General features: G+C 63.0%; 20 protein-coding genes. 7 read left to right on the top strand and 13 right to left on the bottom strand.

The genetic code is table 11. The annotated features are described in order from the left end of the window. Positions 1-4 precede the first annotated feature (4 nt). From GTW23_RS03290 to GTW23_RS03275, 4 genes are all read right to left on the bottom strand, one after another. Positions 5-823 (bottom strand): carbohydrate ABC transporter permease, encoded by an 819-nt coding sequence (locus GTW23_RS03290; RefSeq protein WP_252914606.1) that lies wholly within the window; start codon positions 821-823, stop codon positions 5-7. Next, positions 820-1,692: a carbohydrate ABC transporter permease gene (locus tag GTW23_RS03285; protein WP_252914605.1), complete on the bottom strand. Its 873-nt coding sequence runs from the start codon at positions 1,690-1,692 to the stop codon at positions 820-822. The genes GTW23_RS03290 and GTW23_RS03285 overlap by 4 nt, the downstream gene beginning before the upstream one ends. A 61-nt stretch (positions 1,693-1,753) precedes the next feature. Continuing rightward, positions 1,754-3,028, bottom strand: a complete 1,275-nt coding sequence (locus GTW23_RS03280) for an ABC transporter substrate-binding protein (protein WP_252914604.1) — start codon at positions 3,026-3,028, stop codon at positions 1,754-1,756. Beyond that, entirely contained in the window at positions 3,015-4,100 is a 1,086-nt protein-coding gene (locus GTW23_RS03275; RefSeq protein WP_252914603.1) for an ABC transporter ATP-binding protein, read from the bottom strand. The genes GTW23_RS03280 and GTW23_RS03275 overlap by 14 nt, the downstream gene beginning before the upstream one ends. Before the next feature lie 331 nt (positions 4,101-4,431). On the opposite strand from GTW23_RS03275, the gene GTW23_RS03270 reads away from it, so the two are divergent. Both GTW23_RS03270 and GTW23_RS03265 read left to right on the top strand, forming a co-directional pair. Next, complete coding sequence (locus GTW23_RS03270) at positions 4,432-5,739, top strand: hypothetical protein (protein ID WP_252914602.1); 1,308 nt, start codon at positions 4,432-4,434, stop codon at positions 5,737-5,739. Positions 5,740-5,756: 17 nt separating this feature from the next. After that, positions 5,757-6,533, top strand: a complete 777-nt coding sequence (locus tag GTW23_RS03265) for a COG3904 family protein (RefSeq protein WP_382265808.1) — start codon at positions 5,757-5,759, stop codon at positions 6,531-6,533. Positions 6,534-6,810: 277 nt separating this feature from the next. Here the strand turns inward: GTW23_RS03265 and GTW23_RS03260 are convergent, their stop codons facing one another. From GTW23_RS03260 to GTW23_RS03240, 5 genes are all read right to left on the bottom strand, one after another. Then, positions 6,811-7,419, bottom strand: coding sequence for a glutathione S-transferase family protein (locus tag GTW23_RS03260; protein ID WP_152007828.1), 609 nt, complete (start codon positions 7,417-7,419; stop codon positions 6,811-6,813). Beyond that, the gene (locus tag GTW23_RS03255; RefSeq protein ID WP_252914600.1) at positions 7,416-8,423 is read right to left on the bottom strand and encodes an SDR family oxidoreductase; all 1,008 of its coding nucleotides are present in this window, start codon (positions 8,421-8,423) and stop codon (positions 7,416-7,418) included. The genes GTW23_RS03260 and GTW23_RS03255 overlap by 4 nt, the downstream gene beginning before the upstream one ends. Positions 8,424-8,468: 45 nt before the next feature. Then, on the bottom strand, positions 8,469-9,221 hold the full coding sequence (locus tag GTW23_RS03250) for a type 1 glutamine amidotransferase domain-containing protein (protein ID WP_252914599.1): 753 nt from the start codon (positions 9,219-9,221) through the stop codon (positions 8,469-8,471). A gap of 102 nt (positions 9,222-9,323) precedes the next feature. Further along, positions 9,324-10,424, bottom strand: coding sequence for an AraC family transcriptional regulator (locus GTW23_RS03245; protein WP_252914598.1), 1,101 nt, complete (start codon positions 10,422-10,424; stop codon positions 9,324-9,326). A 140-nt stretch (positions 10,425-10,564) separates the two neighbouring features. Continuing rightward, entirely contained in the window at positions 10,565-11,596 is a 1,032-nt protein-coding gene (locus GTW23_RS03240; protein WP_252914597.1) for a Fe(3+) ABC transporter substrate-binding protein, read from the bottom strand. A 417-nt stretch (positions 11,597-12,013) separates the two neighbouring features. Here GTW23_RS03240 and GTW23_RS03235 point away from each other — a divergent pair, with 417 nt between their 5' ends. After that, positions 12,014-12,601, top strand: a complete 588-nt coding sequence (locus GTW23_RS03235) for a TetR/AcrR family transcriptional regulator (RefSeq protein ID WP_252914596.1) — start codon at positions 12,014-12,016, stop codon at positions 12,599-12,601. 61 nt (positions 12,602-12,662) lie between these two features. Then, on the top strand, positions 12,663-13,640 hold the full coding sequence (locus tag GTW23_RS03230; RefSeq protein ID WP_252914595.1) for a zinc-binding dehydrogenase: 978 nt from the start codon (positions 12,663-12,665) through the stop codon (positions 13,638-13,640). 62 nt (positions 13,641-13,702) lie between these two features. Here GTW23_RS03230 and GTW23_RS03225 read toward each other — a convergent pair whose 3' ends face one another. Both GTW23_RS03225 and allE read right to left on the bottom strand, forming a co-directional pair. After that, complete coding sequence (locus tag GTW23_RS03225) at positions 13,703-14,680, bottom strand: aldo/keto reductase (protein ID WP_252914594.1); 978 nt, start codon at positions 14,678-14,680, stop codon at positions 13,703-13,705. A gap of 59 nt (positions 14,681-14,739) precedes the next feature. Then, a complete protein-coding gene (allE, locus tag GTW23_RS03220; RefSeq protein WP_252914593.1) occupies positions 14,740-15,486 on the bottom strand; it encodes a (S)-ureidoglycine aminohydrolase in 747 nt (248 codons plus the stop codon). Positions 15,487-15,747: 261 nt separating this feature from the next. Here allE and GTW23_RS03215 point away from each other — a divergent pair, with 261 nt between their 5' ends. Next, entirely contained in the window at positions 15,748-16,641 is an 894-nt protein-coding gene (locus GTW23_RS03215; RefSeq protein WP_252914592.1) for an NAD(P)-dependent oxidoreductase, read from the top strand. A 140-nt stretch (positions 16,642-16,781) separates the two neighbouring features. Here the strand turns inward: GTW23_RS03215 and GTW23_RS03210 are convergent, their stop codons facing one another. Continuing rightward, on the bottom strand, positions 16,782-16,946 hold the full coding sequence (locus tag GTW23_RS03210) for a hypothetical protein (protein ID WP_193217195.1): 165 nt from the start codon (positions 16,944-16,946) through the stop codon (positions 16,782-16,784). Between the two features lie 279 nt (positions 16,947-17,225). Between GTW23_RS03210 and GTW23_RS03205 the strand changes: the two genes are divergently transcribed. Further along, positions 17,226-18,473, top strand: coding sequence for a GGDEF domain-containing protein (locus GTW23_RS03205; protein ID WP_252914591.1), 1,248 nt, complete (start codon positions 17,226-17,228; stop codon positions 18,471-18,473). A 126-nt stretch (positions 18,474-18,599) separates the two neighbouring features. Here GTW23_RS03205 and GTW23_RS03200 read toward each other — a convergent pair whose 3' ends face one another. After that, a complete protein-coding gene (locus tag GTW23_RS03200) occupies positions 18,600-19,325 on the bottom strand; it encodes an alpha/beta hydrolase (protein WP_252914590.1) in 726 nt (241 codons plus the stop codon). 60 nt (positions 19,326-19,385) lie between these two features. Here GTW23_RS03200 and GTW23_RS03195 point away from each other — a divergent pair, with 60 nt between their 5' ends. Further along, on the top strand, positions 19,386-20,429 hold the full coding sequence (locus GTW23_RS03195; protein WP_252914589.1) for a helix-turn-helix domain-containing protein: 1,044 nt from the start codon (positions 19,386-19,388) through the stop codon (positions 20,427-20,429). Positions 20,430-20,504 lie beyond the last annotated feature (75 nt).

Here is a 20,504-nt window from a genome sequence, read left to right as displayed (position 1 = left end):
ATCCTCATTTGATGCCGGCGCGCATGAAGCTCTGCACGAACTGGCGTTGAAACAGCAGGAAGCCAAGCAGAAGCGGCGCGGAGGTCATCAGCGTCGCGGCGTTGATCACCGCCCATTCGGTACCGCTGTCGGTGGTGGCGAAGATCGACAAGCCAACGGTCAGCGGCCGGGTTTCGACGGAATTGGTGATGATCAGCGGCCAGAGGAAATTGTTCCAGTGGTGGCTCACCGACACCAGCCCGAAGGCGAGCATCGCCGGCTTGCCGAGCGGCACGTAGACCCGCCACAACAGCCCCAGAAGCGAACAGCCTTCCACTCGCGCCGCCTCGTCGAGTTCCTTCGGAATGGTCATGAAGGTCTGCCGCAACAGGAAGATCGCAAAGCCCGAGGCGAAATAGGGCAAGCCTATGGCGATGATCGTGTCGACCAGGCCCAGCGCCCGCATGGTCTTGTAGTTTTCCACCAGCAGGATGTCGGGCATCACCAGGAGCTGCATCAGGATCAGCGTGAACAGGAACGTCTTGCCCGGAAATTCGAGCCGGGCGAAGGCGAAGGCCGCCAGCGTGCACAGCACCAGCTGCGCGCTCAGGATCATCGTCACCAGCACGATGGTGTTGAGGAAATAGCGCGCAAACGGCGCCTGCGACCATGCGGAGGCGAAATTGTCGAGCGTCAGCGGCGCCATCAGCTCGAACCGCGCCTCGAAGGCGGGCGGATGGAACGCGGCCCAGACCGCATAAGCCAGCGGCGCGATCCAGATCAGCGCCAAGAGCGCGCCGCCGCCACGGATCAGGATCCGGTCGAATGTGGTCTCGCCGATCATTTGTAGTGCACCCGTCTGTCAGCCAGGAAGAACTGCCCGATGCCCACCACCGACAGGATGGCAATCAACACCACCGTCAGCGCGGCGGCATAGGCCGTGTCCCAGAACCTGAACCCGGTCTCGAAGATGTAGTAGAGCAGCAGCATCGTCGCGCTGTCCGGCCCGCCCTTGGTCATGACGAAGACATGGTCGACCAGCCGGAAGGCGTTGATCACGGCATTGACCGAGACGAACAGCGTTGTCGGCATGATCAGCGGCAGCGTCACCCGCCGGAAGAAGGTCCAGCGGCTGCAGCCCTCGATCGCGGCCGCCTCGCGCAGCGACAGCGGGATTGTCTGCAGCGCGGCGAGGAAGAAGATCATGAAGAACCCCGCTTCCTTCCAGATCGTCACGGCGGCGACCGAGTAGAGCGCGGTGTCGGGCTGGCCGACGTAGTTGGCCGATGGCAGCCCGAAAGTGAGCCGGATCTGGTCGATCAGACCGAAGCCGGGCGCATAGAAGAACAGCCAGATGTTTGCCACCGCGATCAGCGGCAGCACCGTCGGCGTGAAGAACGCCATCCGCACCAGGCTGACGCCGCGGAACGAACGGTGCACCAGAAGCGCCATGGCCAGCGACAGCGCGATCGAGGCCGGAATGGTGATTGCCGCATAGATCGCCGAATTGACCATCGCCTTCACGAAGATCGGATCCTCGAGCATCTTCTGGTAATTGCCCAGTCCGGTGAACACGGCCGGGCGCCGCCCCTTGGCGGTGGTGAAGAAGCTGTCGATGAGGGTGGTGACGGCGGGCAGATGCGTGAATGCGATCAGGAAAACGAACGCAGGCAGCAGCATGAGCCAGGCATAGATCCAGTTGCGGCTGTTCATCTGCGGGTTCTCGGATAGGAAAATGGCGGGGCGCTGATGGCGCGCCCCGCCGGAGTTGAGATTAGCGGTAGGCCGACAGGATGGCGTCCGCCTCGGCCTGGGCGCCGTCAAGCGCTTCCTTGGCCGGCTTCTGGCCGGTGATCGCCGATTCCAGCGCCGAGTTGAGAAGCTGCGTCACCTTCGGTCCCTCGAAGGTCGACAGTTCGGCGACCGCGTAGTCGAGCTGGTCGCGGGCAACGAGTGCCTGCGGGAAGCCCTTGACGTAGTCCTTCATCGTCTCGGTTTCCCAGACATCCGGGCGCGGCGCGACGTAACCGGTCGCGATCGTCCACTTGGCGGCCTGTTCGGGCGCGGTCGCCCACTTGACGAAGTCGGCGGCTGCCTGCAGCTCCTCGTCGGTCGAGCCCTTCAGCAGGTAGAAGTTGCCGCCGCCGGTCGGCGCGCCGTTCTGTGTCAGGCCCGGCAGGAAACCGACGCCGAAGTCGAACGGGGCATTGGTGCGCACGTTTGTGAGGTTGCCGGTGGTGGTCCAGATCATCGCGGCCTGGCCTTCGAAGAAGGCCTTCGGCGTGCCGCCCCAGTCGAGGATGCCCGGCGCCATCACGCCGTCGGTCGCCGACAGCTTGACCAGCGATTCGAGCGCGCCCACGGCGGCGTCCGAATTGAAGGTGACGTTCTTGCCGGTGTCATCGGCCAGCAGGCCGCCATTGCCCGCGACGATGCCGGTCCAGAGCCATGACGGGAAGCCCGACGAAGGAATGTGCACGCCCCACTGGGTGACGTTGCCGCTCGCATCCTTGACGGTCAGCTTCTTGCCCATCTCGACCATTTCGGCCCAGTTGGCCGGACCCTTTTCCGGGTCGAGACCGGCGGCCGCGAAGGCTTCCTTGTTCCAGTAGAGCACCGGCGTCGAGCGCTGGAACGGGATGCCCCAGGTCTTGCCTTCGGTCTGGCTGTTGGCCATGAACGCCGGGTAGAAGCCGCCGATCCAGTTCTTCTGCTCGTCTGCGGTGACGTAGTTGTCCCAGGCGACGATCATGTCCTCGTCGATGAAGGTGTACATGTCGGTCGACAGCGATATGATCAGCTGCGGCGCGTTGCCGCCGCGCACGGCGGTGATCGCCTTGGTGGTGGTGTCGGCATACGACCCGGTGTAGATCGCGTCGATCTTCACGCCGGGATTGGCGGCCATGTAGTCTTCGGTCAGCGACTGGATCGTGCCGGCAGCGGCGCCGCCGACGGCGACCGGGAAATAGAATTCGAGATCGACGGCATTTGCTGCCGTGGCAAACATCGTCAGCGCCGAAGTCGCCAGAAATACGTTAAGCAGTTTCATGGGTCAGGTCCTTCTTGGGGTTGGAAGCGGTGGGATGGTCGAACTGTGTGAGACGGGCGCCGGTGGCCGCATCGAAGATGCTTTCACGCCCTTGAGCCCAGCCAAACGCGAACCGCGCCGGCGGCGGCGGAGCACTGGCAGGCGCGCGCATGATGAAATCCGTGTCGCCCAGCCGGGCGGAGACAAGCCGGTCGGCGCCGAGATACTCGATGCCGCGCGTATCCGCCTCCGGACCGCTTTCGGCGATGTGAATGTCTTCGGGCCGCAGACCGATCAGCTGGGCATCGCCCACCCCTTGCGGCAGGCCGTCCTGCCCTGCGAACAGCCGGCCCGGAAACAGGTTCATCGGCGGCGTTCCGATAAAGCCGGCGGTGAAAATCGTCGCCGGCCGCGCATAGACCTCTTCCGGCGTGCCAACCTGCTCGATCCGGCCGGCATTCATGACGATGATCTTGTCCGCCATCGTCATCGCCTCGATCTGGTCATGGGTGACATAGACCACCGTCAGCCCGAGTTTCTGCTGGATCGCCCGGAGCTCGACGCGCATGTCGGCACGCAGCTTGGCGTCGAGATTGGAAAGCGGCTCGTCCATCAGGCAGATCGGCCGCTCGCTGATCACCGCCCGGGCGAGTGCGACGCGCTGCTGCTGACCGCCCGACAGCTCCGACGGCTTGCGCGCCAGCAGGGGCGTGAGCCCCATCATCGCAGCCACCAGGTCGAGCCGCGCGAGCCGCTCCGCTTTCGAGACCTTGCGGACCTTCAGCCCGAAGAGAATGTTCTCTGCCACCGAAAGATGCGGAAACAGCGCGTAGGACTGGAACACCATCGACAGGTCGCGCATGCTCGGCGGCCGGTCGCCGACGTCCTCGCCGCCGATGCGGATTGCTCCGCCGGTCTGGCGGTCAAGCCCGGCGATCAGCCTGAGAAGCGTCGATTTCCCGCAGCCCGATGGCCCGAGAAGCACGGAAAAGTCGCCCTTGCTCAGCGAAACCGAAACATCATCAAGCGCCGCCGTCTGGCCAAAAAGCCGCGACACATGCTCAATCTGGATCTGGGCTTGGCTGGTCTGCATGAGCGAGCAGGAACCATTGTTGCGTGAACGCTCGATGACAGGTTTGCGAAGTTTTTGTGTACCCCCGATCGTTTCACACGGTCCCGGCTGAGGTGGTGGGCCCTGCGGGATATCCACGGGCCGGAGACACCGGGGATTTCCGGCTGTGCAGACGACATCCGCCACGCTGCGGCATGGGGAAAAGCAGGCGAACAAGACCGAAAAGAACGACGCGCGCGGCAGCAGCGCGACAGGAGTGAAGCGGTGCACAGAGCAAAGAAGCCTTGCGACAGCCTTCATTTTGCCCCCTTCTTAAGGGCTTGTTAAGAACTCTTTCCTGACGGAGGTCTTCATGGCGCTCGCCGCATCGCATCGCTTGCAGGACGGCGTCCTCGCTGTCGAAACCATGACGCGCTTTGCGCTTGCTGTCCTGGCTCTTGCCTCCGGCGTCTACACCTATTTGGGTGTCCGCAGCCTGCTCGATGGTTCTCCGACAGCCGTGTTCTTCGCCGCCATCATCTACTCGGCTTCGGTCTCGGTGGCGATCTATGCCTTCTGGTCCTACATGGCGCGCTTCTATCCGCATGTCATCGGAGCGTCGTCCCGCGGCGCCATGATGGGGGTGATGGCACTCGGCTGCGCCATGATCATCGCCATGTCGAGCTGGCTCAACGCGGCAGCCCTTGCCGGGTCCGCAGCGCTCGAACAGCATCTGGCAGAAACCGTGCAGGATTACACCGCCGACCTCGACCAGGCGCATCAGAACGCGCTGGCCGCGCAAAGCCTGCTGCCCGACATCCAGCGGACATCGGAGCGCTTTTCAAGGCTTGCCGAGGACGAACGCGAGAACGGGGCGTTGACCGGAACCACAGGCTCCGGCAGCGTCGTCCAGCTTCTGTCGCAGATGTCCTCGCAATTGAGCGAACTCGAGGCTGGCGTCCTTGCCTCGCGTGAGCGGGTCACAACCCTCTTCGATGAGGGGCGGAGCCATCTTGCGACCATGCGCACGCTTGTGTCGGCGCCGGGCGCCATCGCACCGCGCAGCGACGACTTCTCTGCCGAGGTCGTCGCCCTTTCCGGCGTCATCACCTCGCTCGAACAGACCTCGATCGCGCCCTCGGTCAAACGCGCGGCCGAAGACCTGTCACTCGGTTTCATCGCGCCCGTGGCCGATGGCCGCGGCGCCGATCTCGCCAATCGCCAGGACCAGGTGATGCAGACCATCCGCGCTTCGGTGGCCGCTCAGTCGCAGGTGCTCTCGCAGGCAGCCGATGACATTCTGGCGCGTGAGCCGGTGGCCGAGCGCCGCTTCGTGCCGCTGTCTTCCGCGGAAGCCGTTCTGCGTTATGCCGCCGACTTCATTCCGGCCTGGGCCGGCGCCATCTCCATCGACCTGCTGCCTGCCGTGCTCGTCTTCATCCTTGCCGTCGTTCACGGCGCGATCCGGCGGCAGGAGGAGCGGCTCCCCTTCGCGCAGCGGATCACCGCGGCGGAACTTCTCGAGGCCATGGAAGTCCAGCGCGCGCTCGGCCGGCAGGGGATCGGCATTGAGGAGGCATTGCAGGCAACGGAAAACGAGGACGAGCGCACGCATACGGATTCCAACATCACCAGCCTCGACACGTCGGTGAAGACGCCGCGCAAGGGCCCGCCTGCATGAAATCACCATCATTTGCCCTGCGCCTGAAGACAGCCTTTCTTACCGCTGACGACGGTCTGCTGATGCGTGGCGCATTCTTCACGCTTCTGGCGGCGGCAGGCGCCTTTCTCTTCGTCGATCTCAGGGAAATGACCCAGGCAAGTGCGGCCTTTCCCGGCCACGATCCGATGACCACAGGCGCGCCGGTGCTTCCTCCCGCGCTCACGGATGGCGTTCCGCAAACAGCACCGGTCGACCCGGCGAGTTCGCCCGAAATCCTGCGCCAGCCGATGCGCTTCGAACTCCTGCCCGGGGGCCAGCTCAAGGCGGAAGGCTCGATCGATCCCGGCGCCGCCGGCCGCTTCGCCGAGGAGATCGCGGCGCGCGGCGAGTATGTGAAAGAAGTGACGCTGAATTCGCCCGGCGGCTCTGTCGCCGATGCGCTGGTGATGTCGGCGCTGATCCGGGAAAAGGGCCTGAACACCAAAGTGGCGACGAAGGCGCTCTGCGCCTCCTCCTGTCCGCTGGTCTTTGCCGGCGGCGTCGCGCGCGAGGCGGAACAGGACGCCATTCTCGGCGTCCACCAGGTCTTCAATGGAAGCCAGGATCAGCCCTCTCCCGAGCAGGCCATGTCGGGCGCCCAGAGCACGACCGCGCGCATAGCCCGCCATCTCGACGAGATGGGCATCGGCAACGGCCTCTGGATCCACGCACTGGAAACGCCGCCGGACCGGCTTTACTACCTCACGCCCGAAAAAATGGCGGAGTTCAAGCTGACGACCGAACCGGTGGCGACTGCCAAAAAGGCGGATTAGGGGGGCACGGCGCGAGCGAGTGCCGGCGGCTTGAATGGAGTCTGTAACAAATGGCAGGCCGTGGATATACCGCGCACTTCAGTGGTCATTGAAATGCAGCTGATACCCTTACGCTTTCGACCCGGAGTGGACGTTCGTGCCGAACGAAAAGAATGTTCTGAATGAGCCCATTCCAGTCCTTCGCCTCCCCCAAGTGAAATGGTAAGATCGGCAAAACCGCTTGCAGACCGGGACGTGGGCGCTGCTGCGCAGCGTTATCAGATCAGTCATTCGTGCGTCAGCCGGGCGACAATGCGATTGCACGGGCCGTGGCCGGACGGGCGACGTTGCGTTTGATCCACGCCATGACATTGGTGCAGTTGGTCAGGCGCTCATCTTCCATCATCGGGGCCATACCCGCCCAGACGACAGCAGCCATATCGGCAATGGAATATTCACCGGCGATATAGTCGCAGCCTTCCAGCTGTCGGTCGAGAACGCCAAACAAGCGCGCGGTTTCGTTCCCGTAGCGGGTCTCGCCATAGGGGACTTTTTCTTTCAGACCGCGAAAATGGTTGGCTTGTCCCATCATCGGGCCCAGCCCGCCAATCTGCCAGTGCAACCATTGCGCCACGGCCATGCGCTCTTGCAAGGTATTGCCCCCGAACCTGCCTGTTCTTTCTGCCAGATATTGCAGAATCGCGCCCGACTCCATCAGGCTGATCCCGGTCTCGTGGTCAACGATTGCGGGGATTTTTCCATTGGGCGAGATCTTCAGATACTCCAGATCATGCTGTTCGCCTGAACCGATGTTTACCCAGTTGATCTCATAGTCGAGGCCCATTTCCTCAAGTGCGATGGCTACTTTGTAGCCATTGGGTGTGCCCCACAGATATGCAGTGATCATTTGGACTTCTCTTTCAGCTTGAAGGTTTGGACAGCTTTCGCCGAGGCGACCAGTGCGTCCTTTACCGGAATGAATTTGAACCCGAAGGTTTTCTCGGCCTTCTCACCAGAGACAGCGAGGGTACGACCAACATTCGCGAGAACCCCTTGGACGTCCCTGGAAAACAGCCCCACGATCCGGAGCAGCCAGACGGGAGCTTCACGGCCCGGCGTCTTGAGCGCGGAATCCCATGCCTTCAGCATCCGCCCAAGTTCAAGCAAGCGATGCGTCCCGCTCGCGGCGGCGAAACGCTCGCCCTTGGTGGCCTCCAGATCGATGGCCGCAACATGCATCCGCGCCACATCCCTTACATCCACCGCGACCATGTCCATCGGCGGGGCCATCGGAACCTTGCCGGTCATGAGCTGCTCGACCAGTTCAAGCGACGATCCGTAGCGCGCGTCCATTGGCGGTCCAAAGACAGCACCGGGGTTGATGGTGGTCAGCGCGATATCCGGGTTTTCATCGACAAAGTCCCAAGCCGCTTTTTCGGCAAGTGTCTTGGACGCTTCATAGGCCCCGACGGACGGATCATCCGGACTTGTCCAGTTGGTCTCGTCCGAGGGCTGCATCTTCGGCTTACCCGCCTGTTTGTAGATCGCGGCGCAGGAGGATGTGAGGATAACCCGCTTTATGCCGGCCTCCTTTGCTGCGCGCATTGCGCGGAGCGTGCCATCGACCGCCGGGCGGATCAGGTCTTGCGGATCTTTGGGCTCTGTAAGCGGAAATGGCGAGGCCGTGTGCATCAAGACATCACAGCCTTGCAACGCATCCTGCCAGCCTTCGTCCTTGGTCAGGTCCAATGTGGCAAACTCCAGTGACGCGTCTGGAAACAGGCCCTGCAACTCCTCCTTGCGCTTGTCGGACCGGATCGAGGCGCGGACCTGATAGCCTTGTGCCAGCAATTCGCGCAGGATGTGTTTGGCTATAAAACCGGACGCACCGGTCAAGAAAACCTTCGTCATTTGAATACTCCCTTGAATTTTCGATAATGGCGGAGCCTAGACCGACTATTCGGACAAAGCCTCGATCAGCAGATCCGAGAAAAGCCGCGTACTGTGCTGCTGTTGGCCAGTGATGATCTGCCCGTCGCGGATTGCGAAAGGTGCAAGAGGAGCGGCGGACTCGAAGGTGGTGCTCGGGTTCTTCTTTGCCTCGGTCTCGATGGTGAATTCGTTCACCGTCGTTCCAAGCGCCGCGTTCATCATTTCCTCTTCACTGTCGGGATAGCCGGTCCAAGTCTTGCCGTCCGCCATCAGCGTGCCGTCGCTGAGCGTCGTCCAGAGCATCAGGCAGGTGCCGTGGCAAATCATACCGATGATCTTGCCGCTTTCGTAGAAATCAGCGATCAGCTTGTGGAGCGCCATGTCGTCCTTGAAAGTGATCAGCGGACCGCCACCGCCTGCAACGCAAACCGCATCATAATGGCTGACATCGACATCTGCGATTGAAGGCGTATTCTCCATCAGCTTGCTGAAGCTCGCGTGGTATTTGAATCCAAGCGTGATCAGGTCGTTGGGGTATTGCGTCATCTCGTTTTCAGGATCCGAGAACCCGTCAAACTCAACTTTTCCCCCTTTGGGCGAGACGATGTCGACCGTGCAGCCAGCCTGCATAAGGTCAAAGAATGGGCCGGTCATTTCCTCGGCGAAGAAACCGACCGGAAACCCCATCAGTGTGGCGGGGTTCGAGACGATGTAGAGGACTCTCTTGCCGGCCACGTCGGCATGGGCATGTCGGCGAACAACGGAAGTCGTGGTCATGTTTCCTCACTGAGATCGATTGCGTTGATCTCAACTTGGGTGTTCCCGCCTCCCCAGTCACTCGCAGGCTGCGCCAGAACACTTGCGATACGTGCCAGCGTCTTAGGCACGCATCCGCTGAGCCTCGCGCCATGCCTCCGGCGTGGCATCGGTCCAGCGGCGAAACGCCCGGAAGAACGAGTTCGGGTCCTCGAAGCCAAGCAGGAAGCTGACCTCGGCCGCACTCAGGGTTGTGTTCTTCAGGTAATGCTGTGCCAGTCTCATGCGCGCGGAATTGAGGACATCCAACCAGGTTGTCCCTTCTTCGGACAACCGCCGTTGGAGGGACCGGCGGCTGACCGCGAGTTCGCTGGCCACATCGTCGATCTGGGTCCGTCCGCTCGGCAGCAGTTCCAGAAGCGTGTTCTCGATCCGGGCACGGGTACTCAGGTCTTCGCGGGCATCCTCCATCCGGCGGCGCAAGCCGGGCTCGAACGATTGCCACATCTGATTGTCCTGGGTCAGGAACGGTCGCATCGCATCGATCGGATCGAGGCTGAAGGATGCAGTGTCACCATAGGAGATCCCGCTTCCAAACCAGTCTTCGAAGGCAGAGGTCTCTTGGAGTGCCGATGGCAGGAAAACATCCTTCGGTACAACGCGCCAGCGTGTAGCGCGACGCAGCAAATTGATGAGGAAAACGATCTCGGTTGCCGCAAGCGTCGTTGGCAAATCGGGGCGATACTTGCATCGGTAAGTAAACCGCGTAGCAGTGGACATCACCTCAACATCAAGGCTGAAGGCTCCCACAAGGCGTTTGAACTCGCCGAGCCGCTGTCCCGCCACGGTCATATTGGGCGCGCACATGGCCGCAAAGAAGGCAGGATCGAAGAATTCGCTCGCCTCGATCTGACCGAGTTTCAGCGCCAGTGTCGGTGATTGCGCCTCAGCGTCAAAGCTTTCCCAAAGTGCATAGAATTCATCCAGCGTGATACGGCTGCCATCACCGTCCAATAGCCCGCTTGGCAGGCCCGCACGGCGCAAGACAGCCACGGCGTTGAGGCCAAGATCGGCCAGCATCAGCCGCCAGACTTTTCCCACATGTACCGTCGGATGGTCGGATGATCGCTCCATAGGTCCCTCCGTTGGTCCATAGATACAGGGAAGGTGTCTTCCAGCCAAATGCATTACACGCCAAGCCACTTGCCAGATGCGCCATCGCATCTGTCTATCGCCCGACCTGCATCACCGGCGGCGCGAGCAATCCCCCAAAATAAAAAGGCCCGGACGCCAAATGTCCGGGCCTTTCCTGGTGCCGGGGGAGCGGTCATTTATCCCCCGGCGGTATGGGTCACGCGGCGGGCTTACTTGTAGCCGACCTCGTTGTAGATTTCCTGGGCGCGGGCCTGATTCTTGCCGAGCTCGTTCAGGTTCAGCGTGTCGGCGGTAAACTCGCCCAGGCCCTCGACCACCGAGGAGGCCGCCACCGACGGCACCGCCGGATATTCGTTGTTGCCGTTGGCGAAATAGGACTGCGCGGAGTCCGAGGTGAAGTATTCGAGCAGCTTGACCGCGTTGTCGCGGTTGGGCGCATTCGCAGCCACGCCGGCGCCGGAAATGTTGACATGGGTGCCGTTGCCGCCCTGGTCGGGGAAGACGATGCCGATCTTGTCGATGCCCTCGGTCAGCCCGTCGACCTGGCCGGCGACGCCACGGGCAAAGTAGTAGGTGTTGGCGACCGCAATGGCGCATTCGCCCGAGACGATGCCCTTGAGCTGGTCGGTGTCACCGCCCTGCGGGTCGCGCGCCAGATTGTCCTTCAGTCCCTGCGCCCAGGTCTTCGCGGCCTCCTCGCCATTGTGCGCGATATAGGCCCCCATCAGCGACAGCATGTAGATGTTGGAGCCGGTACGGGTGCAGACCAGGCCCTTGTATTTCGGATCGGCCAACGCCGCATAGGTCTGCGGCGGCTCGCTCACCTTGTCCTTGTCGTAGAAGATCACCCGGGCGCGCTTGGAAATGCCGAACCAGTGGCCGTCGGGATGGCGCAGGCTGTCGGGAATGCGGTCTTCCAGCACTTCGGAATCCACCGCCTGGAACAGGCCGGCCTCGTCGGCGCGCCACAACCGGCCCGCATCGGCGGTGATGAACACGTCCGCCGGGCTGTTGGCGCCCTCGGCCTTCATCCGCTCGATCAGTTCGTCTTCCTTGCCCTCGATCAGGTTGATCTCGATGCCGGTGGCTTCGGTGAAATCGCTGTAGAGCCGCTCGTCGGTGTCATAGTGACGCGACGAATAGATGTTGACGACATCATCAGCCTGGGCCGGTGCAGCGAACGCTGCAAAGGTTGCGACGGAAGCAAGAAGCGCGATCATGCGCGGTGCCGAAATGGCCATTGGGAACCTCCCTGGGTTTGAAAATGTAAACATGACAGTTGCGATCATGTTTATTCAGCCCCCGAAATCCTGTCAACCGACCGCCAGGCAATAAGTTGAGCTTTTGAGAAAACTTTTTCGGGGCCCATGCACGGCAGCCAACCATTCAACAGCGGAGCAAGCGCCTCTAGAACTTTACTCAGCACGCCTGCGCGTCGAACCGACCGGAACCGGTGCTTGGCGAGGCAAGCGAAGCCGAAACCGGGTGCAGCGTTGACCGTCTCCTCACCAAGCAGGCCCTCGGGCAAAGCGCTGGCCGGGACAGATCGGCCCCCGGGCAGCCCAATCGGACGACAGCCTGCAACCACGAAAACCGTTCCTCGAAATCTCACGCCATCGTGACTAGACGACCGGTCTATTTTTGCCTATGTCGCCATCATGAACGCACCGAAGAAATCAGACCTGACCCGCTCGCGCATCCTCTCGCAAGGCCGCGCCCTGGTGCTCGCCCAGGGTTTCGGCGGCCTCGGACTGACCGAGCTGCTCACCGCCTCCGGCGTGCCCAAGGGGTCGTTCTACCACTACTTCGGCTCCAAGGAGGCCTTCGGCTGCGACATGCTCCACGCCTATGTCGAGGACTACCTTGCAGCCCTCGACGCCATCATCGCCCGTCCGCAACCCGCTGCCGAACGTCTCGACAGTTTTTTCAGCGCAGCACTTGCAGGCGATGCCGGATCGATGGCCGACCGCTGCCTGGTGGTCAAGCTTGCCGCCGAGATTGCCGACCTGTCGGAGAACATGCGCAAGATCCTCGACGAGGGCGTCGCCGCCGTCTGCGGCCGGCTTGCGATCCTGTTGCGCGAGGGCGCCGGGGACGGCTCGGTCATCCCGCAACCGGACCCCGAGACGGCCGCCGCCCTGCTCTACAGCCAGTGGCTGGGAGCCGCGATCATAGCCAAGCTCTCGCGGCGGCCCGAACCGCTTGAACAGGCGCTCGCCGACACCAGGCGCCGGTTCTTCGCCTGAAGCCCCATCTTCTTTCCATCGCGGAATCCTGCACGAAGCAGGCAAACCAAAGGAATTTGTCATGAAAGCTGCAACCTACACGCAATTCGGCGAGCCCGCCGAGGTCCTGATCGTCAAGGATGTGCCCCGTCCCGAGCCCAAACCCGGCGAAGTCCTGATCCGCACCATCCTGTCGCCGATCCACAATCACGACCTCTGGACCATCCGCGGCACCTATGGCTACAAGCCCGAGCTGCCGGCGCTGGGCGGCTCCGAGGCGGTTGGCATGATAGAGGCGGTCGGCGAAGGCGTCGATGCGGCCATGATCGGCAAGCGCGTCGTCAATGCCGGCAAGATCGGCACCTGGGCCGAGTATTTCACCGCCTCCGCCGCCGGCGTGCTGCCGCTGCCGGACGTGATTTCCGACGAGGCCGGCGCGCAGCTGATCGCCATGCCGTTCAGCGCCATCTCGCTGCTGGAATTCCTTGAGGTGAAGGAAGGTGACACGGTCATCCAGACCGCCGCCAACGGCGCCGTTGGCAAGATCTTTGCCGATCTCGCCCGCGCCCGCGGCATCACCACCGTCAATCTGGTGCGCCGCGCTGAAGCCGTCGCCGAACTCGAAGCGCTAGGCATGGAAAACGTGCTGTCGACCGATCAGGACGGCTGGCGCAAGCGCGCCCGCGAGATCGTCGGCAAGGACGGCGCCCAGGCCGCTATCGATTCCGTCGGTGGACCGATCGTCGCCGACATCGCCGACCTGCTCGGCGTGAGTGGCCTGCTGGTGGTCTTCGGCACCGCCACAGGCCAGCCGCTCGAACTGCGCGCCGGCTCGATGATCACCAACCACCTGACCGTCAAGGGTTTCTGGGGTTCCCGCGTCTCAAGCGAGATGGCCGCCGACGAAAAGGTCCGCCTGATCACCGAACTGGTCACACTCGCTGCCCACGGCAAGATGAAGCTGCCCTCGGGCGGAGAGTTCAGCCTCGACAACGTCACTGACGCGGTCAAGGCCTCGCTGACCCCGGGCAAATCGGGCAAGGTCCTGATCCGGCCCTGATCTGCTGCATGATGAAAGCGCCCGCGCCGGATGCTCTCCGGCGCGGGCCTTTCCTGAACTAGCTACCGCCCGACCTGTTCCTCCAGCCGGTCGGTTGCCGGCGGCGGCGTCCGTGACAGCGCGGCGATCCGGGCATGCAGCTCCGGCGTCATCTCGACCTCGACCGAGGCCAGCGACGGCTGCAGCTGCTCCACAGTGCGCGCACCGAAGATCGGGCTGGTCACCGCCGGATGCGCGCCGGCCCAGGCGACCGCCAGCGAGACCGGATGCACGCCGAGCTCGTCCGCCAGGCTGGTGAACGCCTCCGCCGTGTCGACAAACCACGCCTCGCTGTAGCGGGTCGCATATTTGTCGTTGCTGACGACTCGCCCGACGTCGGGCCGCCGGCCCTTGCCGTACTTGCCGCTCAACAGCCCTGCCGCCACCGCCGAATAGCTGATCACCCCAAGCTCCTCCGCCATTGCCAGCGGAAAGATCTCGACCTCGGCCTGCCGCTTGACCAGCGAATACATCGGCTGCAGCACATCAAACCGCGGCCAGCCGTGCTTTTCCGAAATCCCCAGCCCCCTGGCGATCTGCCAGGCCGCGTAATTGCTGGCGCCGAGATAGAGCACCTTGCCGTCCGCCACGAGTTGCTCGAGCGCCCTCAAGGTTTCCTCGAGCGGCACCGTGGCATCCCAGTGATGCATGAACAAAACGTCGAGCCGGTCGGTGCCAAGCCGCTTGAGGCTTGCCTCCACCGACTGCAGGATGTTGCGCCGGCTGGCGCCGCGGGCATTGATGTCACCCCCCATCGCGCCAAAGCATTTCGAGGTGATCACCAGCTCGTCGCGTGTGCCCTTGATCAGCTTGCCGAGAATGGTTTCCGCCGCCCCGTCGGAATAGACATTGGCGCAATCGAAGAAATTGATCCCGGCCTCGCGGCAGGCGGCAAACATCCGCCCCGATTCCCCGGCGTCGGCATCGCCGCCGAACGACATCGTGCCAAAGCACAGTTGCGACACCTGAACGCCTGTCCGGCCAAGCTGCTTGTACCTCATTTCGCTTCCACCCTCGCCTGTTCAATCTTCCATCCACGACCGGTCACCGGTTCCCGGTATCAACCGTCCAGCGGATCCCGGTTCCAGTTCTTGTAGATCAGGTAGCGCGCAGGCGTGGCGCCCAGCGCCCCGAACCATTGCGGGCAATAGGGACCCATCCAGATCACGTCACCCGCCGCCACCGGAAACCAGTCGTCATCAAGCCTGTAGACACCGCCACCATCGAGCATCACCAGGCCGTGCTCGACAAAATGCGTCTCCACGTAAGCCAGGCTGCCGCCCGGCTGGAACTCCATCACGTTGATCTCGCAGTCAAACCGCTCATCCACCGGGATGAGCTTGCGCACCGAAAGCAGGCCGTCCTCCGACATCGGCCTCGATGGCTGCTTTCCCACCGAGCCGATGACGAGGTCCGGATGCGCAGCACCTTCGAGCGGCACGAACATCTTTTCCAGCACCATCAGCCGCGCAGCACTCACGGCTTCGATCTCGTGTGCCGTCCCGGCGGGAACCAGCGCGTAGTCCTCCGCCTCGAGCCGGTGCGCCTCACCACCGAGAGTGAGCGTGACCGCCCCTTCGAGCACGAACACGAACCGCTCGACACCTTCCCCCGGCGCCTGCGCCGCGGCACCTTCGGGCATGCCGGCGAAAAACTGCACGAACCGCGCCCCCATATGCGGCGAGATCACCACCACGATCCGCGCCCCCGGCCAGCCCGGCATCGGCGTGACTTCGTGGCTGTCGGCCGAGATCAGCGCATGCCGCCGCCCGACAACCGAGCGGGTTTCACCAAATTGTCGTCTCACGGCATATCCTTCTGAAGGGCATCCGGGAACCGGAGAGCCGGTCCCGCGTGCGAATCCGGGCAGGCCCGTATAAAAGCACCAAGTGGTGCGAATGGCGACCCGCCGCCATCAACTTCCCACGCAAACACGAGACCCGCCGGACAGTCGCAGCATCACCCACCACCCGTGCTTGCATCCGCGCCGGCAAGCTGCAAAAGTCGGAGCAGCGGATTGATTGTAAGTTTCTGCTTACTTATTTGATGCCACCACCGGAGACCGGACATGACGCGGACAGAAGAGAAAACCGGCTTTGTCGGCGTCGGCCTGATGGGCCACGGCATGGCGAAGAACATTGTCGAGAAGGGCTACCCGCTGACGGTGATCGCCCACCGCAACCGCGCCCCTGTCGAGGATCTGGTTTCGCGCGGCGCCACCGAGGCGAAGTCGATGCAGGAACTGGCAAGCGCCTGCTCCGTCATCTTCCTCTGCCTGACGGGATCGCCGCAGGTCGCAGAAGCGGTCGCAGCGCTGAAGCCGGGCCTGGCCAAGGGCAGCGTCATTGTCGATTGCTCGACCAGCGATCCGACAGTGACCGAGCGGCTGGCAGCGGAGCTGGCCGAAATCGGCGTTGCCTTTGCCGACGCCCCGCTCAGCCGCACGCCGAAGGAAGCCTGGGAAGGCACGCTCGACTGCATGGTCGGCGCCGATGAAGCGACCTTTGCCCGCGTCGAACCGGTGATTGCCACCTGGGCCGCCAAGATTGTCCGCGTCGGCGGTCTCGGCGATGGCCACCGGATGAAGCTGCTCAACAACTTCATCTCTCTCGGCTACGCGGCGATCTATTCGGAAGCGCTGGCCATGTCGCAGAAGGTCGGCATCCCGATTGCCGAGTTCGACAAGGTGATCCGCGGCGGCCGGATGGATTGCGGCTTCTACCAGACCTTCATGGGCTACGCGCTGGAGGGCAACCGGGAATCCCACAAGTTCACCCTGACCAACGCCTACAAGGACATCCGCTACGTCGAATCCATGGCCAATGCGGCCACCGTCGCCACGCCGATGGCAAGCGCCATCAAGAATTCCTTCGCCACCGCCGTCAACACGGGCGGCGACGGGCCGGAAGACTATCTGCCGCATCTGGCCGATTTCGTCGCCAGGGCAAACGGGATCGGGTAGCCGGCAGCACACAGCAGATCAGGCACAGGAGACACAGCCGGTCTGACAGCAAGCCACCGCGCCTTGCAACCTGTCAGGCCACCCAATTCCTGCCCCGCATCAGCGATGCACTGTTGGGAGCGTTCCGCCGCAAGCCGGAATCAGTCACCATCACCCAGATATCTGCCGCTTGAACCACCGCCTCCACATCCGACTGCCGTCACAGCCGTTGCCGCCAATGCCCCGAGCAGGACCAGGCGCGACCGCTCGACCTTGCTTTCGGCATTTGCAGGCTTGGCGGTCCCGTTTGAAGTTGATTTCACCATGCTCGAACTCCTTTTGAGGAATACTCGATCTTGACGGGAGCAAGTGTAGGACCATCACGCCGCTTTCACAAATCAGCCGCGCCAAGGTCTTGGGCAAGGTCTTGGGGAGAGCGCTCGCTTCCCAGTTAGACTGCGCTGCGAAGAACAGGCAGAGAGCGAGGCAACACATTGTTTACAAAAGACTTATAAAAGAATTGCTGAAACCTGGTCGGGTCATCTGCCGGCCGGGTCGTTTCAACAGGTTGAACTTGGCGCAAAGACGCCCAAAAAGGTAGCCTTATGCGTTTTTTTGCCCTGTGGAACCCCTTCGTCTTCGTCGGATATGACATCGCGTCGAAGCAGCAGATCAAGGAAACGGTCCGCGAACTCTACAGCAGCAAGCCCCATCTCACCGCAACGATCGGCTTCAGCTTCGCCGGCCTCAGCGCCGCCTTGTCAGGCGCAGTCTGGACCGGCGCCGTGGCGACGCTGATTGTGCTGGCATGCATGATGTTCCGTGTCTGGATGGAACACCATTTCCGCGCCCGCAGCTCAGAGGATGTGGGAGAAAAATGGGTCCGGCTTTTTGTCTTCGGCTCGCTGCTCTCGGGCTTTGGCTGGGGCCTGTCCGGTGCGCTTCTGCTTTACGGCACATCGGCGGAAACCCAGGCCATCACCATGGGCATTGCCTGTGCGATCCTGCAGGGGGCCGCCGGCAGGGCCTACATGACGCCGGGAACGGCACTCATCAACATCTCCCTGGTCATCGGCCAGATGAGCATCGGAGCCTTTGCCGAGGGCAATTACATCTACGTTCCCGCTTTCCTGCTGTATTTCACCTTTCTCGCATCGTTCATCCAGCAGATGGTGGACAACCGGCTGCGTCAGCTCAATGCAGAACAGACCGCCGAGCGGCTCTTCAGGGAGATCACCGAAAAGAACGAATTGCTCCGCATCGCCAACGAAAGACTTGCGACCAAGGCCTATGAGGATCCGCTGACCGGCCTCGCCAACCGGCGCAAGTTCGATCTTGCGCTTGCCGAGAGCCTGGCTGCCAGCAATGATACGGGTTCGACGATCTCGTTGATGATGATCGATGTCGATCATTTCAAGGCCTTCAACGACACCTACGGCCACCAGTCCGGAGACGAATGCCTGCAACTCATCGCGCGGGCGATCGGCAGCAGCCTGGCCGGCAGGGACAGCCTCGTCGCCCGCTACGGTGGCGAGGAGTTCGTAGTCATCGTGCGGGGTGAGGCGCCGGACATGGCAATCGCCATAGCCGAACGCATCTGCCTGGCCGTCAGGCTGACTTCGCTTGACAGCCTGCCCAGTGCGCCGCCGCGGCAGACGATCAGCATCGGCCTTGTCTCAAGCCGGGCTGGCACCCCTGAAACCCGCGAAGCCATGCTCGCCGCCGCGGACGCCGCTCTCTACAAAGCCAAGAAGGGCGGCCGGAACCGCGTCTGCGTCCACCGGGGCCCGTGCCCGGGCCAGCAACAGGAACAGGACACGGTCGTGCCCTTCGACGCGGCGAAACAGGCTTGAACCCCACAACGGGCCCCGCTGTTCGGACGCGGCCTTTGCCGTGGCCTGCCACCTGCCGCACCCCCCAATTTCAGTGCGGCAGGACTGACCCCGCTCCGGAGCGGGGTCAATAACGATACAAGGCCCTCAGTCCCGTCCCGCTTGCAGGATGGCTGCCGCAAGTGCTGCCGGATCGGTGAAGCAGAGCTCGTGGCTGCCGGGGATCTGCACCAGCCGGAACAGCCCGAGTTTTTCCGACAGCCGCGGATGCCAGCCAAGGCTCTGCGGCAGCGCCGTGTCCTCGGTGCAGTTGATGTAGGATTTGGCGATCTCCATCTCGGCCGGGTTTTTCTTGAGCCCGATCCTGTCGGTGAAGGTCGCATAGGGATGCGGGTTGAGCCTGTTGAAGGCGGCTTCGGCCTCCTCGCCGCTGGCATCGTTCATGAAGGCTTCGCGCCAGATCGGATAGGGCAGCATCACGCTGTTGTCGGAGCTTTCCGAACTCACCGCGTCGAACAGCCCGACATAATGCGCGGGCACCATGTCGTTGAGGCATTCGCCGTCATTGGGCACGAAGGCGTTCCAGTAAACCAGCCGCCGGATGCGGCCGGGCACGCGGTCGGCGGCCCCGGTGATCACCATGCCGCCATAGGAATGGCCGAGCAGAACGATGTCAGTGAGGTCATTGTCCTCGAGATAGGTGACCAGCGACGCGATCGCCGCATCGAGCCCCAGCGTGCGCGCGTCGCCCGGCCGGTTGCCGGCAAGCGTCGGGCAATGCACCTCGTGGCCTGCCGCCCGGATCGGCGCCGCCACATCCTCGTACAGCTCTCCGGTGTGCCACGCGCCGTGAACCAGAACATAGGTTGCCATTTCAAAATCCTCCCTTTGGCGTTAGGATCACGACGCTAGACAGGCGGGAAAATCGCGACAATGGACCAGGGTGAACAGACATGGTCTGAGACTGCACAGCCCGCCGGGCCGCGCATCTGGCGCACCTCGGAAGTCGCCGCCAGCGACGCTTTCGACTACTACCGCGAGGGCATCTGCTCGGCCTTCATGCCGCTCAGGCCCGAGCTCGACCGGTCGCTCCGGCACAGCTTCCGCGCCACCCATTATGCCTATGGCATCGGCGCGGGCACCCTCAACCTCGTCACCGCGCAGTCGCACCTGGTGCAGAAGGGGGCCGCCGAGATCGCCGCCTCCGCCGAGGATTGCTACTATCTCAATCTGCAGATTTCCGGCGAGTGCCGGATCGCGCAGAACGGTGCCGACATCCTGCTCGGCCCCGGCGATGTCGGCCTGTTCGACAGCGCCCGCGTTTTCAGCCTGCACCACGAACGCTTTCCCGAGCTGAAGGTTGCCTCTCTGATGCTGCCCAAGCAGGCCATGGCGACGGGCACGGCAGGCGGACCCGGCAGAACGCCGGAGCTTGTGTCACGCCACCCGGTCTATGGCCGGCTGATCGCGGAAGCCATGCAGACGCTGGTGGAAACGGCTGCCGCGGGCGCGCATACCGATCTTGAAGACCTGCAGATGCTGATTGCCTCGCTGGTGGAGCTGGCAGGCCGCCCGGTGTCCGGTCCGGACAGTCTGCCCGGCCGCTCACCCACCACCTGGAAAAGCGCCCGGCCCGACGACAGCCCCCGCAGTGCGGCGCACTTGCTCAGAATCAAGCGCATCATCCGCGCCCGCTGCACCACGCCGGGCTATTCGGTTGCGGCCTGCGCCGCCGAGGCCGGACTGTCGGAACGCTACATCCATCGCCTGTTTTCAGGTGACGAGGACAGTTTCGGCACGTACCTGATCAACCAGCGCCTGAACGCCGCAACCCGCATGCTGCGCCACCCCGGCTCCGCGCATCTGCCGCTCGCCACCATCGCCATCGAGGCCGGCTTCACCGACCCCTCCCACTTCACCCGCACCTTCCGCACCCGCCACGGCATGACGCCCGGGGAATGGCGGCGGAGGGGGTGAAGGGGTTTGGGACATGGGCGCCGCAGCCATCGCATAAGATGGATATATGGAACTGGATGCTGTCTCACGTCGAGT

The organism is Parahoeflea alexandrii, assembly GCF_024105735.1.
Classification (GTDB): domain Bacteria; phylum Pseudomonadota; class Alphaproteobacteria; order Rhizobiales; family Rhizobiaceae; genus Hoeflea; species Hoeflea alexandrii.
The sequence above is the reverse complement of the archived record's forward strand: the minus strand, read 5'-3'. Positions and strand labels throughout refer to the sequence as shown.